Below are 15,219 nucleotides of genomic sequence, written 5' to 3'. Positions count from 1 at the left end.
TATTCCCCTTACGCCATTGCTTTCGCTTCTGCCTTTGTTTCTGCTTCCCCATATAAATGTGATTCTACAAGGTTGATAGCGCACGGCAATAACTTGTGCATCTCATTTGGCGGTAGACGGTGTACCCTTCTGTTCCACCCTGGCATCAGCCCCCTTGGCTCTTGTCCAGCTTCTGTCTACTTCCGCAGTCATAAGTAAGCCTACTCACATTGTTCTTCTATGGGTCACGCCCTTCGCACGAATCCCTACCTTTTGAGTATAGGTTCGCAACTGTATCTATGTACAGTTTCACTCATGTGCTGTCCTCGTTACTGTCGCCAGTAGGTCATTGGCATGTGCTTCTTCACTACTATGGCGATCTCTGACTTCTCCCTTTAAAGCTCATCCTGTGTCCTTGGCTTAGCCTTGTGACATCAGTACCGACTTTAGGAAGCAGGGAGATCTCAATGGGTCACATCATGTCCTTCCCCTCTACCCCAGCCCTCATAACACTTTGAGTTTCTAACTATTCGGACTTTCTGTTGGCTTGCACAGTCATCCAACTCTCGTGCCAACATGGGCTATCAGCTCTGTTCAGCGGTTTGCCTTCAGATCCTCCGCACGCTACTTCACAGTCAACGCACTACCTGTCAGCTAATGCTTGCCGGCTAGTCGATGCATTCGGGACTTTCACCCTTTAGCACATGTGCTGCCACTCGCGAAAGAGGTGTCTCAAAATTATTTTGAGGACACCCTTACTTCATTTTATAATCTAATTGTATTCGAAATCGCTATCGCTGACGCTATTTCGAGTAATAGTTCATACTCGTAACTTTATTTCTCATTTTTTGACTAAGCTTTAAATAACTAATCCTCCATTTACTTCTAATATCGTTCCGTTAATGTAGCTCGCTTCCTCTGAAGCTAAAAAGAGGTAAGCATTTGCAATATCTATCGGATCCCCTAAGCGTTTCAATGGAACTTTATCAATAATACCGTTTACTATTTTATCTGGAATAGTATCAACCATCGCTGTGTTTACAAACCCAGGAGCAACGGCATTGACACGAATTCCTTTTGGTCCAAGCTCTTTTGCCCATGATTTACTCATTCCAATCACACCCGATTTCGTTGCAGCATAGTTCGTTTGACCAACATTCCCATGAACACCAACGATGGACGATGTGTTTATAATACTCCCGCTTCCTTGTTCGATCATGTGTGGCAAGACAGCTTGAGTGCAGTGAAATACGCCGCTCAAATTCACATCAATCACTTGCTGCCAATCTTCTTTCGTCAATTTTTTCAACATAGCATCACGGGTGATCCCTGCATTATTAATGAGGATATCAATCGTTCCATACGTGTCGATGACTTTGTTTACCATTGCTTCAACACTTTCGTGATCAGCTACATTCACTTGAACAAACAGAGATTCGACTCCTGACTCTTGTAAATGCTTCGCTGCTTTTTGCCCATTTTTTTCATCAAAATCTGCTATGACGACCTTTGCTCCTTCTGACCCAAAGGTTTTTGCCGTCTGCTCACCGATTCCTCCTGCCCCACCTGTTACGATTGCGACTTTATCTTTTAGTCTCATAATCTAAAAACTCCTTATCTATTAAACGTTTTTTTGTAAAAATGATGTGATAGCTGTGCGTAATTGACCGAGATCATCAATAAGAGGTGAATGACCACAGTTTTTTAATAATACAAACTCGGCTTTATCTCCAAAGTCATTTTTGAGCTCTTCTGTCATTTGTTCTGTAACAACAAGGTCGTTCTCACCCCACAGTATTAATGCCGGACATTGTATCTCATCGATTTCTCCTGTACCATCTACTAAACCATTATGGTGGTGACTAATATTAAAACGGTTATTTGCATAATAAACATCTAATAGATTTTGTTGAGTAAGCATATCCTCTAAGTATGCTTCATACTGTTTTTCCTCTGGCTGGTTATGTGTATAGATCAGTGTATTCCAAATCATTTTAAGTACTTCTTTGTTCTTCGTTTCATAAGCATTTGATATTGGAATATATCTAGCTGTATCCGTTTTAATATCATCTTTTGTTTTTAATCGTTCAGATAATCGTGGATTTCCTTGTTCATCTACTTTAAACAATGGATACCCTCTCGTTGATAAAGAGGCAAGCAAAATCAGGTTCTTGATCCTTTCTGGATACATCGCTGCCAAGTTCATCGCAACTCCGCCTCCAGTTGACCAGCCGATAACTGAAACGGAAGGCAAATTTAATTGATCAATAAATTGTTTTACTTCCACTGCAAGTTCTTTTAATGAATCAAACGGTTTGTTGTAGGATGAGAGTCCACACCCTCGTAAGTCTACAGCATACACTTTATATCTAGAATCGATTGTTTCCAACAAAACATCCCAATGCTTTGAAGACTGCATATTTCCATGAATGAATACTAACACTTCACATCCACCTTCACGCTCTCGATACCCTAACATCTCCCCATTTTCCAACTCAATCGTTTTTACATGTACTTTCAAGATCGTTACGCCTCCCTCATCAATTTTTCATAAAACTTTACAGTCGGCTCCATCGGTTGAACACCAAGCTCGTCAGCCAATACTTGTTTGCACTTTTCATACCACCGTATAGCAGAAGAGCGGTTATTTTTTAATAAATAGCTTTTCATTAACAGCCGGTAGGCTTCCTCCCAGCATTTATCTTTTAAAAGGATGTGTTCACACCAACGAATTGCTTCGTTAAAATCTTCTTTCAAAATATAAAGTTCAGACAGCCTCTCAGCACCACGCAAAAACAACACTTGTAAGCGTTCTCTTTCTTCGATACACCAATCTTCATTTGCTCTGCCTGGCAAATAGTCCCCTTCATACATATCAAGGGCTGACTTTAATATGGGTAATGCTTGTTCAACATCTCCTTCTGACAACCCTTTCGTCACACCATGCTCGAATTTTGCAGCGTCCAGTTCAAATGGGGCCGCTAAGTTAAAGCCGTAGGTGTTAGCATGCCGTTGAATAAAAAAGGGCTGAGACCTTGCTTTACGTCCCGGTTCTAAAACTTTGTTTAAGGTATTTAAAGCCACTTTAAAGTCTCTCTCTGCAACGTCTTCTTTATGATCTTTCCAAAGAGTTGCAAAAATTTCGTTTTTAGGGAGTAAATATTTCCGCTTCGTCATAAACAGCTGGAAAAGTTCTTTCGATTTCTCGCGCTTCCAGTTTTTTTCTGTAATCAATTCATCTCCTAAGTATATTTCAAACGTTCCTAGCGTTTTTATCCTTAACGTATAACCTGGATGAGAAGACATGTCTTCAATTCCCATGTTTACTAACAATTGTTCAAGATATGGGTTTTCTACCTTCTTCTGCTGCGCATCTAACAACATTGGCGACAATTTTTGTACATCTGTTGAGCCAAGAAACGTGCTTTTACTAAATAGATGGCTATATCCCTCATTTTCGACTAGCTGTAACATTTGCATTATTGTTGTATAAAATGACTCTTCCTCTTTTAAATGGTGAGCAATATATGACTGCCATAGAAGTGTAACAGTTAAGCCGTAACTGTCTCCGCATTGTTGAAAGTTCCGATAACAAATCACAAATTCTTTTGATGCCTCTTCAAATTTTTCAGCTTGTATGAAACTGACGCCTCGACATATTCTAACGAGACTTGATAACCATAGATCATCGACTTTTTCCGTCTCTCTTAACGCTTCCTCAGAATATTGCAATGAAAGCTTTAAATTTTTTCTTCGCCCATAAAGCAAGCAAAGTCCTAAATAAGGTTCAGCTTTTCCGCGGGACATATTTATATCATCCATAATTGACAGAGCCGTTCTGTAGCATTGTTCTGAGAGCTTCACCTTTTCTGGTGACGTAATTTGTACAGCGTGCCCCATTCGAATCCACCCACACGCTTCTACAAACGGAGATTTATTTTTTACCCCTTGCATAATCCCACTCTCAGCGGCTATTTTCGCCTTTTCGCCTTCTCCAACGAAAGAGTATACTAATGACAATAATAAATTTGTTTCCCGATGCGAACGCGGCAGCCGGTCATGAGCTCCATATTCCTCTTCACATAAAGCTTTCTCCAAAAGCTTTCTTGTCGAAGTGAGACGTCCTGTTCTTAATAAAATCCGTGCTTCAAGTTCTTCTTCGTAAAAGTCATTTTGGATTTCCCTGCTTTTCTCATACCAAATTTCAGCTTCTTGAGCTTTGCCAAGGTTGATGGCATTCTCAGCCATTAACGTATACAACTGAATAAGTCTTTCAGACGGACCATCTTCAATTTTTTCCTGTAATTCAATGACACTTCGCAGCCATTTATTAGCTTGTTTTGGCTGAATTGTATCTAAATAAATTCTAGCTTTCCCTTCTAGACCAATACTTTCACCTGCGATATCTCCAGCAGCCTTAGCTATTTCCTCAGCACGTTCATAACAAAGAAGTGCCTTTTCATACAAAGAACGAAAGCGGTATATATCACCTTCGTATCCCCATATGGCTGGGTATGAATCTTTTAATTGCACAGGCAGCTCTTGAAGTGTTTGTAAAAAGCCCTCGAGACTTCCTTCTTTCAAAAGAAATTCACCATTCTCTACAATCAATTTGGCGATTGATAGATGATCATCAATTTGCTTAAAATGTCTTAATGCGACTTCAACTTGATGAGATTGAGCAAAATATCCCCCTGCTTGGCGATGGAGTTTTTTATACTCTTCGGGTTCTTTTTTTAACTGCTCATATAAACACTCTTTGAATAAACTATGATAGCGAAACTCACCTTCTCCCACTTTCACTAAAAACAAATTTTTTGCATGCAAATATTTTATGATCTTACCCCCATCGTCACGATGTAATGCCCCTTTACATGATGCAGTCGTAATCGTCTCTAATATGGAAGACTGTTTCATAAACGATTGGACTTCATTAGGCTGATTTACCATCACTTCTAATACCATAAATTGAAACAATTCATGCATCGTATTTGTTTCATTTTCTAAAATTTCAGTTAATTCAACACCTTCGTTTAGCTGCTGCCAAATCATTTGGATCGCAATAATCCATCCTTCTGTTCGTTCATAGATACGTTGAACAGCTTTTGGAGAGAGTGGGTACCCATAATGGTCTTCAAAAAGGACGGTAATTTCATCTCTACTAAAAGAAAAATCATTTTCGGATAACTCACAAAGTCTGCCTTTTAGTTTTAATGATGTGATAAAATCCCAATCCGGCCTAGTTCGACTTACAACGACAAGATGGATATGGTCAGGAAGGTGAAGGATAAGCCATTTTAAAAACGTTTCTATCTCTCTCGTATTTTCTACTAAATGATAATCATCAATGACTAGAATCAGTTCTTCGTCTATTGCCATCAGCTCGTTAATAAATGCAGAGCAAGTAGCATAAATATCTTGCTCTTGTGTTAATTGGAGCTTTTGAAAAAAGTCGGTACTTAAACTCTCTGCAAATGGCTCGTGCCTCATTCTAACTGCTTCAGTCATGTACTGAAAAAAACGAAATAAATGATCGTCATGTTCCGTCAAACTCAACCAGCAGGATGGGACCGATTCATGGCATAAAAACGAAGACAGAGCCGTACTTTTTCCGGTTCCCGGACCTGAGTGAATAATCGTCAAAGTATGTTCCTGAATTTTCTTAAAGCGCTTACTTAAAGTTGGACGAAATAAAATATGGTCAGTTACCTTAGGAGGCACTAATTTTGTTTTTACAATTTGACCATATATTGTGTGCACGGGATAACACCTTCCCTCCAAATTATTTAAACGCATGTAATGAAATGAATAGGAGAAAGTTACTGTTTTACACAATATTCCTTACTCCGAACACTCTTGTCAACACGTTTGATGTGGACATTATAACATATGAGTAAGCTTCCTCATTTACGATTAAACTGCGTTATATTGCGAAATAAGCGCTTTTTTGTCGATCTTTCCAACGTGGGTTGTCGGGAAACGATCTGTCATAAATACTCTTTTGGGTACTTTATATCCAGCTAATCGTTTCGAGCAATATGTTTTAATATCCTCTTCAGATACACTTTCTTCTTCATAAAGGTTGATAACTGCCGTCACAATTTCTCCCCACTTTTCATCCGGCAGCCCGATAACGACGACCTCTTTTATATCAGGGTGTTCACAAATGACATTTTCAACTTCTTGCGGATATACATTTTCGCCGCCTGTAATAACCATATCTTTTTTTCTGCCTAAAATATAATAATCACCATCTTCATCCCTTCTTGCTAAATCACCTGTTAAAAGCCAGCCGTCACATTTCACTATTGATGTTTCTGCTTGCTTATTCCAATAATAATCAAATACATGTTCCCCCAATATCGTGATTTCACCAACTTCGCCTGTTCCTACTTCACACATTTCTTCATTAACTAATTTGATGTCATTATAGTTCATTGGCTTTCCTACTGAGCCTCGTTTTATTGCAGCTCGATCAGTAGATATAAAAAAATTATTCGGTCCTGCTTCAGTTAAACCGTACCCTTCTTTAAATGGCAACCCTCTCTCTTGAAAAATATCATAAATAGAGAGCGGACAAGGTGCTCCGCCTGATAAAAAAGCTTTCATGTGTGGAAAACGTTCATTCAAAAATGATTCATTTTGGACTAACGTATGATACATCGTTGGCACCATTAAGACGATCGTGCAACGATATGTACGAAGTAAATGAACGATTGCTGTTTCTTCAAATACTGACTTCAAAATAACGGTTCCGCCAGCAAACAATATTGGAACAGTTAAGGCATTGATTCCTCCAGTATGAAACATCGGCAAAATAGTTAACGTAATATCGTCAGCGGTTAGCTGCCAGCTTGTAACAGTATTTAAAGCATTTGTGTAAACGGACCGATTTGATAAAACGACCCCTTTCGGTTTTCCAGTTGTTCCTCCTGTATAAATCATCAACCACGGAGAATCCATTTGAATAAATGCTTTTCGATCAGGAAACGGTGGATGAGTCTCGTTTACCTCTAACGGTTTGTTATCATGTTGTATACAATGTTTCTTCGTGACATTTAAATGAAGAGCTATTTCCTGATATGTTTCATCGAATATAAGCAATTTCGGTGAACAGTCTTTTACAATATCGTTTAGCTCATTTAAAGATAACCGCCAGTTTAACGGGATGAACACAGCCCCAATACGTCTGCAAGCAAACATATATTCAATACAACTAATTGTGTTTGGAGCTAGAAAAGCAAGATGATCCCCCGCTTTCACATGCAAACTGTTCAGCTTTTTCTCAATGTGCAGGTAGCGATGATAAAGTTGATCATATGTCCACTTTTCCTCATTTTCCCCATCGATTACAGCTATTTTATCTGGGTACAGTCGAGCACGTTCAGCTATCCAATCGACATCATTGTTCACGTTGACCGCCCCCATCTAATTGTATTCGCTGCCCAGGCATAGCCAATTCCGGCACTTACCATGCAAACCACTGATCCATCTTGTACATTCCCGCTATTAACAGCTTTTTCGAGTGATATTAATTGATCAAACTGTCCAACATGACCGATATGATCTAGATAAGAGGTCTGCAATTCAGATAAGTTCAGCTCATTAATGACATAATCGTGAGCTGACCTCTTCATATGGAGGATCGCTAAATAATCAAGCTCATCTTCTGAGTATCCACTGTTTTTTAATGAACCACGAATTACGGTTAAAAAGTTTCTTAGCGATTTTTCTTCCAGACGTGATTTCATACCTTCTGGATCTATAACATCGAGGTTATATTTCTTTGATTCTAGTAAACTTTTTGTTAACGGTTCTATTGTCCCACCAACTGGTACGTAAACATCCTCAGAAAAACTTCCATCAGTGATTATTTCTGTTTCGAGCAATTCGTTTACTCCATAAGATTTTTTTAAAATAATCGCTCCTCCACCTGCCGCTAAATTGTACATAAACCGTGTTCTCTCATTTGTATAATCGATAAAATCACCATTCCGGTAGCCACCTGCAAGCAGCACAGTTTGAATGTTTTCATTTGTCTGCATGAGCGCCTTAGCTACTTTCATTGCCATAACCGTCGTTGAGCACCGTAACGAAATATCAAAAGCCCAAGCATTTTTTGCCCGAAGTCTCTTTTGTATATAAATACTCGCTGTCCAAAGTGGATACTCTTTATGTTCTTCTCCAATATAAATGATTAAATCTATCTCTTCTGATGAAATCGAGGCATTCTTAAGTGCTTTAGTTGCTGCACGAACTCCCATTTCAACTGTGTGATCCTCTTCTCCGGGAATCGTTTTTTCAATAATGCCTAGCTTCTTTTCAACAACGTCTTCAGGCAGTTTAGCCAGATCAGCAATTTCCTTGCCTGTCATACGATCTTTAGGTAAATACGTCGCGAAACTAACGATTCCGATCGAATCATATCCTTCAATTTTCAAGATGACCAACCTCCTAACCGTCAACCTCATCGAATGAGTATACATATACTTAATCTATGATTTTTCTTCCGTTTCTTTTTTCAACTGTGATTCGATAAAGCTTGGGACATCATGTAAAGATGGTAAATACGTTTCTTCATCCGTTTGTACGTGCCGAATTTTGATTCTGTATTCTTCACCGTTTTCATTGTACGTTTGAACGATACGTAAAACGTAAGATGTGATGTGCTGGTTCATTGCGATAACCTCCCGGATTTTCTTTTCGCCCACTTTTGTCTTGCTGTTCCAACAATTCCAGCTGGAAAAAATATGACGATGAGGATAAAAATGATCCCAAATAAGATCGTCCACCTCTCAAAAATCGGATGCACATCGCGAAGGTTCATGAGCCAATGAGAAGAAAATTCAATAATCCCTGCTCCAACAATTGCCCCGATCAATGTTCCTACACCACCAATTACAGTCATTAATAGAACATCAATGGTAAGCTCTACACCGAGAACACTATGAGGATTCACAAAACGAATCGAAAAAGCATACATAATCCCAGCTAAGCCTGCTACCACACCGGCAACTACGTTAGATATTAGCTTATAATGCAACACCGGATATCCTAATGAAGAAACACGAGCTTCATTTTCCCTTATTGCCTGTAACGTCCTTCCGACTGGTGAATAAATGAATCTCCGTAATAGAAGAAACATCAAAATAATAAAAAGCAGACCAATATAGTAAATCACTTGCCGGTCAAGCAAGTTTATAAATCCAAACAGATCATTCGGTATTTGCGCCGTAAAGTTAAATCCATCACTGCCTCTCGTTAACCCTCGCCATTGTTCAGCTGTAATAAGAAAAATTGTCGCTACTGCCAATGTAATTAATGCGTAAAACGTATCCTTCAACCTTAATGACAGCAGTCCAACAATAAAACTGACGATAAAGCAAAGGACTACTGCCGTACCTAAGGCGACAAGCACACCGACTTCAGCACTGTCAAAGAAACGAAGTGACAAAGCCATGCTGTATGCACCTATTCCAAAAAACATCGCATGGCCGAAAGAAATAATTCCGGTGTAGCCTAATAGGAGGTCATAGCTCATGGCAAAGACACCGAGAATAAAAATGTTTGTTAAGATTAGTAACATCGTCGTACCACTTACAAATAACGGAACGAGTGCCATAGCGATACAAATGACAATAAAAAACCAATATTTCGGTTCACGCAAGAGTAAGTGACGTTGAAAAGGTCTTCGGATCTCTGAATTTGGTCCATCACGATTGATGTTTTGATTAGTTAAGTTTGTTTTCATACGATCACCTCGTTACTCCTAATAATCCAGTCGGTCTAATTAATAGAACGACAGCCATAATAAGCATATTAATAGCAAGCGCTCCTGGTGGAAAAAAGTATGCCATATACGCTTCTGACAACCCGACGAGCAATGCTGCTATTGCTGAACCACCAACACTTCCCATCCCTCCAATTGCAACAACAATAAAAGCTATGAGCATTAAATCGAGTCCCATATTCGGATTAATTTGGCCTTGGTAAGGTCCCCACAAAAAACCTCCAATACAAGCTAATGTTGTTCCAAACACAAAGACAAAAGTAAAGACACGTCTTACATTAATTCCTAAAGCTTGAACCATTTCTTTATTTTCTACCCCTGCTCGAACGATGAGGCCGATTTTAGATTTTTTTAGCATCAACATCATTCCAACGAGAACGATTACCCCGAAGATGATAATAAAAATCCGATAATGACCAAGAAGCACGTTCATAAACTCTGTACTTCCTGTTAATACTTGCGGGCGTCCAACATTTATGACATTAGAGCCCCAAAATACTTTTACGAGTTCCATCATCACAAGCATGACACCCGTTGTCACTAAAATTTGTCTTAAATGGTCACCGTATACTCGGCGCACTGTCGTACGCTCGACAATGAACCCGAGAACAATGCCGATCACACTTGCAGCACCCAGCCCTAATGAAAAATAGAGAAAACTCCATTCAGTGGACCATCCGCCAAGCATGATATATACCCAAGTCCCAGCATAAGCGCCAAACATAAATAGAGCACCGTGAGCAAAGTTCAATACAGACATTAATCCGAATATTAAAGAAAGCCCGGCAGCAAGAAGAAATATTAGCATTCCAGTTGCCAGCCCATTAAAGATTAAGGTTAAGTGAAGTTCCATGGATTCACCTTCTTTCTAAAAGTCATACCAAATCAGTCATTAAAGTACGTTTTCAAATAGGAAGAACACACTCTTAACGTTTTTTTATTTTACTAAGCAATACCTAAGTATTTTTTTCGAAGCTCATGATCATCTCGAAGCTTTTGCATTTCCCCTTGATATACTGTCTGTCCTTCATCAAGAATATAAAAATAATCCCCCATTTTACTTGCCATCATAAAGTTTTGTTCGACGAGAAGAACAGTTGTGTCTTCTTTAATCACTTGCAATGCTTCCATGACTTTCTCTACCATAATTGGTGCCAGTCCTTTAGAAGGTTCATCAATAAGTAATAAAGGAGTTTCATTCACAAGTGCTCTCGCAATCGAAAGCATCTGTTTTTGTCCTCCAGAAAGGTTTCCTCCCTTTCGTTTCCACGCTTCTTTTAAGTCTGGAAATAAACTTAAAATCCACTCTTGCCTGCTCAATGTCGCTTCATCTTCTTTTTGCATTGCAACACGTATGTTCTCTTCAACCGTTAAAGAGCCGAATATATCCTGATCTTCCGGGACATATCCGATCCCTTTTTTTGCAATTTCATATGGTCGAAGAGAGGTGAAATTCTCACCTTGAAAAATAATTTCACCTGCTTTTGCTGGTGTAAGACCCATAATAGAGCGCATTGTTGTCGTTTTCCCTGCCCCATTTCGCCCCAGAACAACGGTGACTTGACCTTCAGGGACTTCAAATTCAACCCCCTGGAGGATATGAAACTGTTCAATATACGTTTGAAGCTCCTTAATAATGAGCATCGATCCCCTCTCCCCCCAAATAAGCAGATTGTACTTGTTCATTTTTCATAATTTCCTCGGGATCACCGTCTGCAAGCAATTTTCCGTGAAAGAGCACCGCGATCGAATCTGATAAGTTTAAAACGAGATCCATTTTATGTTCGATTAGAATAATCGTCCTGTCTCTTTTTTCACGGATATTTTTGATTAGTTCTATAATGGCTGGGACTTCTTCTACACTCATCCCAGCAGTCGGTTCGTCTAATAGAAGCAGTTCAGAATCTAATGCTAATAAAATAGCAATTTCCAGTTTCCTTTTCTCCCCGTGTGCAAGTGCTGATGCTAAGTGATCATATTTATGTGATAGCTGAACTTGCTCCAAGTATTGCATTGCTTCATCTTCCAAATATGAAAAATATTTAAAGTGTCTAAACATGTTGTATAAAATGTTCTCACGTGACTGGATTGCTAACCGGACGTTTTCTAGTACAGATAAATTTGGAAAGACATTTGTTATTTGAAAAGAGCGGCCAATTCCAAGTTTTGTTCGCTTATGAGGATGAAGGTGCTCAATTTCTTTTCCTTTGAAATAAACGTGCCCGTTCGATGGCTTTAACTGTCCGGTGATTAAGTTGAAGACAGTTGTTTTACCAGCTCCGTTCGGACCGATAATAGACTTCAATTCTTTTCCTTTAATTGTGAGGGACACGTGATCAACTGCCGTGTGTCCCCCAAAATTTATCGTTAAATCTTTCGTTTCTAATAATGCGCTCATGCTTAACCCCCTTACTCGTTTCTGACAGGTGGTGCTGTCTCATCTGGGGAAAGTTCCCTCATGAGAACGGGTAATGGATAATCATAGTCCGGATGCTCTTCAAGACGAACAGCATACAATGTCTGTAATGCTTGATGATCATCTTCTCTAAATGTCATCGGTCCTTTTGGTGATTCGAATTCCATTCCTTGCATAGCAGTACGAAGCTCCTCAGCAGCTGCATTACCACCAGTCAACTTCAACCCTTCTACAACAGCCATTGCACTTGCCATTCCTCCAGCTGTAAATAAATCTGGTACCTCTCCGTCGTGGCGTTCCATATGCTCTTCAACTAAATAATCATTTACTTCGTTATCCGGAAGCGTATGGTGATAAACAGAGAAGCCTTCCATTCCGATGAGCTCATCCATTAAATGAAGAGCTGCAATATCTGGCGCTCCCGTTGAGATCGTAATTCCTCGATCCTTTAATCCCATATCAGAAAATGTCCCCCACGGACTGTTCGCGCCTGCCCAAATGACAAATAAATATTCCGGTTCAGCTTCGATAACCCGCTGAACACTTGCTGTAAAGTCAGTAGCATCAATAGCTGGGTATTCTTCTAATACAATTACTGCTCCAAGATCTTCTGCAGCGTCAATAAAGGCTTCAGCACCATTTAGACCGAAGGCATTATTCGGTGCATAAACCGCAATTTTCGTCCCTTCCTCAGCAATCGCAGCAGCTCCAGCAACAGCATCTTGAGATGAGTTACGACCAGTTCTGAAAATATAAGGGTTCCATTCTTCACCTGTAATTGCATCTGCTACCGCAGGTTCAACGACCATAATTCGTTCATAAGCCTCTGCTAAAGGTAAAACAGCTAACGTATCTCCACTATCAGCTGCACCGACTAAAACATCAATTTCTTCATCTTCATAAAGTTCTGTTGCTTGCTGAACCGCAACTTGAGGGTCAGTTTGTGTATCACGAACAATTAATTCAATTTCACGGCCTTCTACTTCTCTCGTTCCATCAGTTGCGTAATCTAAGCCAATCTCAAACCCGTTTATCATTTGATTTCCGTATGCTTCTAACAAACCAGTTTGAGATGTTAAGACACCGATTTTGATTGGTGAATCTTCACTAGACGATTCTTGATCCCCACAAGCAGTTAACACAAGGATCATAGTAGTCATAAATGCAAGAACAATGAGCCACCGTTTCATAGTCATCTTTCAATTTCCCCCTTTAAATTCATTATTCGTAATATTACAAATACACTTTATATGAAAGCGGTTACAAATGAGTTACAAACTAAGAGGATGGGGTAAGGTTAACGTACGGTCAACCGTTTTAGAGTACACCTTGAGTTTGCATTCCAGTCAATTGTCGGTGAGAGGCAAAAAGAAGGTAAAAACAAATAATGGTTTGCACTTATGGCGGTGAACTTGAGAAAGTAAACCGCCTCGTCCACAAATTTCATTTACATGATTTTGACCATATAAAAAGATTCCGAATATCAAATTACGATAATCGGAATCTTTTTTTGCTTTAATGAGCCTGTTTTTCCCCGAGTCTCTCATTAACGTTACTCGAGTGGTGCTTTTTTCGTACCGTAGCGAAGGACATCAAAAATCGCTTTTCCATCACTCGGATGTCCTTCTCCATATTCAACAGGGAGCAAAGCGAAAAACATGAAATATAGTGAGAAATATACAAATTGATAAAAGAAAATATGCGGTTCCAAAAATCCATTTGAAATTAAACTGTTTAAAATTAATATTGTTAGTAAATTAAACAGTGAACCTCCGAAGTATACGAGAGCGTGTGACCAGCGATTACTGAATTGTAATTCATCAATTTGACACCAAGAATCCAAAAAGTAAACACGTCGAATTTCAAAATCTCCTATTTTAAAAATGACTTTACCTCTGCCTAATATAAACTTAATTTTCCCGCCAAATAGTCGGGCCATTAAATAATGTCCTGTTTCATGAATGACCATTACTAATGGAAGAATGAATGCGAAAGCCCAGATAAAAGTTGGAATGTCAGACCAAGTGAACATTCCATTGTCCTCCTTTACTAATCGAATATCTACAACGTTCAATTCCACTTGGACATATATGTAAACTCCATATTTATGAATAATATGTAGAAAAAGAGGCTGGGACAAATCTAGCTAAGAAGTAATTGGTAAAAGGTTCCGATCATCAAAATAAGATGATCGGAACCTTTTTAGTTGTATTTTCGTCATCTCTTGTCCCATTAACTGCTCATGGCGGTGTACTTTCTCAAGTTCACCGCCATGAATGCAAAACCTAATTCATTTTTTACCTTCTCTTTCCTCTCACTGACATACGAGTGAAACCCAAATTAGCCTTCAAAAATCCGAAGACAGGCTCCACATCAATCTTACGTTTACCGTAGATCTCGCCAGTTTTCTCATCCGAAAGCTTTTGTCTGATATATTCCTTTTGCTGTTCCCATTTTTCATTATATTGTATTTTTCGGTTATGGCCTTCTTTCGCTTTAGTGCATTGAGAACGGAATGGGCAACCTGAACAATCCTCACACTCGTAGACTTTAAATGCTCGTGTAAAATCACTTTTATCTTTCCGATTCGATAGGTAACGGAACAGCAACTTTTGCCCGTTTGGGCATGTAAAAGAATCTGTTTCCTCGTCATATTCCCAATTGGCCGAGTTGAAATTGTTATTTTTATACCTCTTTTTCTTCTCCTTACGGTACATATTATACGTGATAAGTGGGGTGCACTCCCGATTCATTCGCCTCGATCTTCGTTCCGTCAAGAAAGATAGCTTCTTCCTCTATCAATTTTTCTTTCACAAGTTGACAGCGAAACTGGACGAAGCACTGCCGTAATAATTCCTTTACTTCTTCATGAACACGGAATCGATTGATGGTACGATAACTCGGTTCATATCCTTGAGCCAGCCACATCATACGAATACTATCTTTGAGTAATGCCTCAATTTTTCTTCCTGAGAAAACAGATTGTGTGTAAGCACATAAAATCACTTTCATCATCATTCTTGGATGGTAAGCT

The 15,219-nt window shown here is 39.3% G+C and carries 14 protein-coding genes and 1 pseudogene; all 15 read right to left on the bottom strand.

Annotated elements, in window-relative coordinates:
• Nucleotides 1-8: 8 nt before the first annotated feature.
• A complete protein-coding gene (locus CD001_RS26405) occupies nucleotides 9-146 on the bottom strand; it encodes a hypothetical protein (RefSeq protein WP_179298710.1) in 138 nt (45 codons plus the stop codon).
• 692 nt (nucleotides 147-838) lie between these two features.
• On the bottom strand, nucleotides 839-1,579 hold the full coding sequence (gene fabG, locus CD001_RS11390) for a 3-oxoacyl-ACP reductase FabG (protein ID WP_096187854.1): 741 nt from the start codon (nucleotides 1,577-1,579) through the stop codon (nucleotides 839-841).
• A 21-nt stretch (nucleotides 1,580-1,600) separates the two neighbouring features.
• Nucleotides 1,601-2,500 carry an intracellular short-chain-length polyhydroxyalkanoate depolymerase gene (gene phaZ, locus CD001_RS11385; protein WP_306454071.1) on the bottom strand — a complete coding sequence of 300 codons (900 nt, stop codon included), beginning with the start codon at nucleotides 2,498-2,500 and terminating at the stop codon, nucleotides 1,601-1,603.
• A 5-nt stretch (nucleotides 2,501-2,505) separates the two neighbouring features.
• Nucleotides 2,506-5,739 (bottom strand): BTAD domain-containing putative transcriptional regulator, encoded by a 3,234-nt coding sequence (locus CD001_RS11380; RefSeq protein ID WP_179298709.1) that lies wholly within the window; start codon nucleotides 5,737-5,739, stop codon nucleotides 2,506-2,508.
• A 153-nt stretch (nucleotides 5,740-5,892) separates the two neighbouring features.
• The gene (locus tag CD001_RS11375; RefSeq protein WP_096187852.1) at nucleotides 5,893-7,392 is read right to left on the bottom strand and encodes a class I adenylate-forming enzyme family protein; all 1,500 of its coding nucleotides are present in this window, start codon (nucleotides 7,390-7,392) and stop codon (nucleotides 5,893-5,895) included.
• The gene (locus tag CD001_RS11370) at nucleotides 7,389-8,450 is read right to left on the bottom strand and encodes a 3-oxoacyl-ACP synthase (RefSeq protein ID WP_096190578.1); all 1,062 of its coding nucleotides are present in this window, start codon (nucleotides 8,448-8,450) and stop codon (nucleotides 7,389-7,391) included. Before CD001_RS11370 ends, CD001_RS11375 begins: the two co-directional genes overlap by 4 nt.
• A gap of 24 nt (nucleotides 8,451-8,474) precedes the next feature.
• Nucleotides 8,475-8,657 (bottom strand): hypothetical protein, encoded by a 183-nt coding sequence (locus CD001_RS11365; protein ID WP_096187851.1) that lies wholly within the window; start codon nucleotides 8,655-8,657, stop codon nucleotides 8,475-8,477.
• On the bottom strand, nucleotides 8,654-9,730 hold the full coding sequence (locus CD001_RS11360; RefSeq protein WP_257009790.1) for a branched-chain amino acid ABC transporter permease: 1,077 nt from the start codon (nucleotides 9,728-9,730) through the stop codon (nucleotides 8,654-8,656). Before CD001_RS11360 ends, CD001_RS11365 begins: the two co-directional genes overlap by 4 nt.
• 4 nt (nucleotides 9,731-9,734) lie before the next feature.
• Nucleotides 9,735-10,622: a branched-chain amino acid ABC transporter permease gene (locus tag CD001_RS11355; RefSeq protein ID WP_096187850.1), complete on the bottom strand. Its 888-nt coding sequence runs from the start codon at nucleotides 10,620-10,622 to the stop codon at nucleotides 9,735-9,737.
• Nucleotides 10,623-10,714: 92 nt separating this feature from the next.
• Complete coding sequence (locus CD001_RS11350; RefSeq protein ID WP_257009789.1) at nucleotides 10,715-11,413, bottom strand: ABC transporter ATP-binding protein; 699 nt, start codon at nucleotides 11,411-11,413, stop codon at nucleotides 10,715-10,717.
• Entirely contained in the window at nucleotides 11,400-12,167 is a 768-nt protein-coding gene (locus CD001_RS11345; RefSeq protein WP_096187848.1) for an ABC transporter ATP-binding protein, read from the bottom strand. Before CD001_RS11345 ends, CD001_RS11350 begins: the two co-directional genes overlap by 14 nt.
• A gap of 11 nt (nucleotides 12,168-12,178) precedes the next feature.
• A complete protein-coding gene (locus tag CD001_RS11340; protein ID WP_407081105.1) occupies nucleotides 12,179-13,381 on the bottom strand; it encodes a substrate-binding domain-containing protein in 1,203 nt (400 codons plus the stop codon).
• Between the two features lie 356 nt (nucleotides 13,382-13,737).
• Nucleotides 13,738-14,217: a M50 family metallopeptidase gene (locus CD001_RS11335; protein WP_096187847.1), complete on the bottom strand. Its 480-nt coding sequence runs from the start codon at nucleotides 14,215-14,217 to the stop codon at nucleotides 13,738-13,740.
• Nucleotides 14,218-14,482: 265 nt separating this feature from the next.
• Entirely contained in the window at nucleotides 14,483-14,902 is a 420-nt protein-coding gene (locus CD001_RS27450; RefSeq protein ID WP_455423364.1) for a transposase, read from the bottom strand.
• Between the two features lie 34 nt (nucleotides 14,903-14,936).
• Nucleotides 14,937-15,219, bottom strand: a pseudogene (locus tag CD001_RS27445) (transposase); the annotation flags it as partial.

Origin of the sequence: Evansella halocellulosilytica, from assembly GCF_002335745.1 — a bacterium.
Classification (GTDB): Bacteria; Bacillota; Bacilli; order Bacillales; family Salisediminibacteriaceae; genus Bacillus_CA; species Bacillus_CA halocellulosilytica.
The sequence above is the reverse complement of the archived record's forward strand: the minus strand, read 5'-3'. Positions and strand labels throughout refer to the sequence as shown.

Excerpts from the sequence above, each read along its gene's own strand:
- CD001_RS26405 (WP_179298710.1), bottom strand. The coding sequence starts at position 146 with ATGCCAGGGTGGAACAGAAGGGTACACCGTCTACCGCCAAATGAGATG.
- CD001_RS27450 (WP_455423364.1), bottom strand. The coding sequence starts at position 14,902 with ATGTACCGTAAGGAGAAGAAAAAGAGGTATAAAAATAACAATTTCAAC.
- CD001_RS11355 (WP_096187850.1), bottom strand. The coding sequence starts at position 10,622 with ATGGAACTTCACTTAACCTTAATCTTTAATGGGCTGGCAACTGGAATG.
- fabG (WP_096187854.1), bottom strand. The coding sequence starts at position 1,579 with ATGAGACTAAAAGATAAAGTCGCAATCGTAACAGGTGGGGCAGGAGGA.
- CD001_RS11335 (WP_096187847.1), bottom strand. The coding sequence starts at position 14,217 with ATGTTCACTTGGTCTGACATTCCAACTTTTATCTGGGCTTTCGCATTC.
- CD001_RS11360 (WP_257009790.1), bottom strand. The coding sequence starts at position 9,730 with ATGAAAACAAACTTAACTAATCAAAACATCAATCGTGATGGACCAAAT.
- CD001_RS11340 (WP_407081105.1), bottom strand. The coding sequence starts at position 13,381 with ATGACTATGAAACGGTGGCTCATTGTTCTTGCATTTATGACTACTATG.
- CD001_RS11345 (WP_096187848.1), bottom strand. The coding sequence starts at position 12,167 with ATGAGCGCATTATTAGAAACGAAAGATTTAACGATAAATTTTGGGGGA.
- CD001_RS11370 (WP_096190578.1), bottom strand. The coding sequence starts at position 8,450 with ATGAGGTTGACGGTTAGGAGGTTGGTCATCTTGAAAATTGAAGGATAT.
- CD001_RS11365 (WP_096187851.1), bottom strand. The coding sequence starts at position 8,657 with ATGAACCAGCACATCACATCTTACGTTTTACGTATCGTTCAAACGTAC.
- CD001_RS11350 (WP_257009789.1), bottom strand. The coding sequence starts at position 11,413 with ATGCTCATTATTAAGGAGCTTCAAACGTATATTGAACAGTTTCATATC.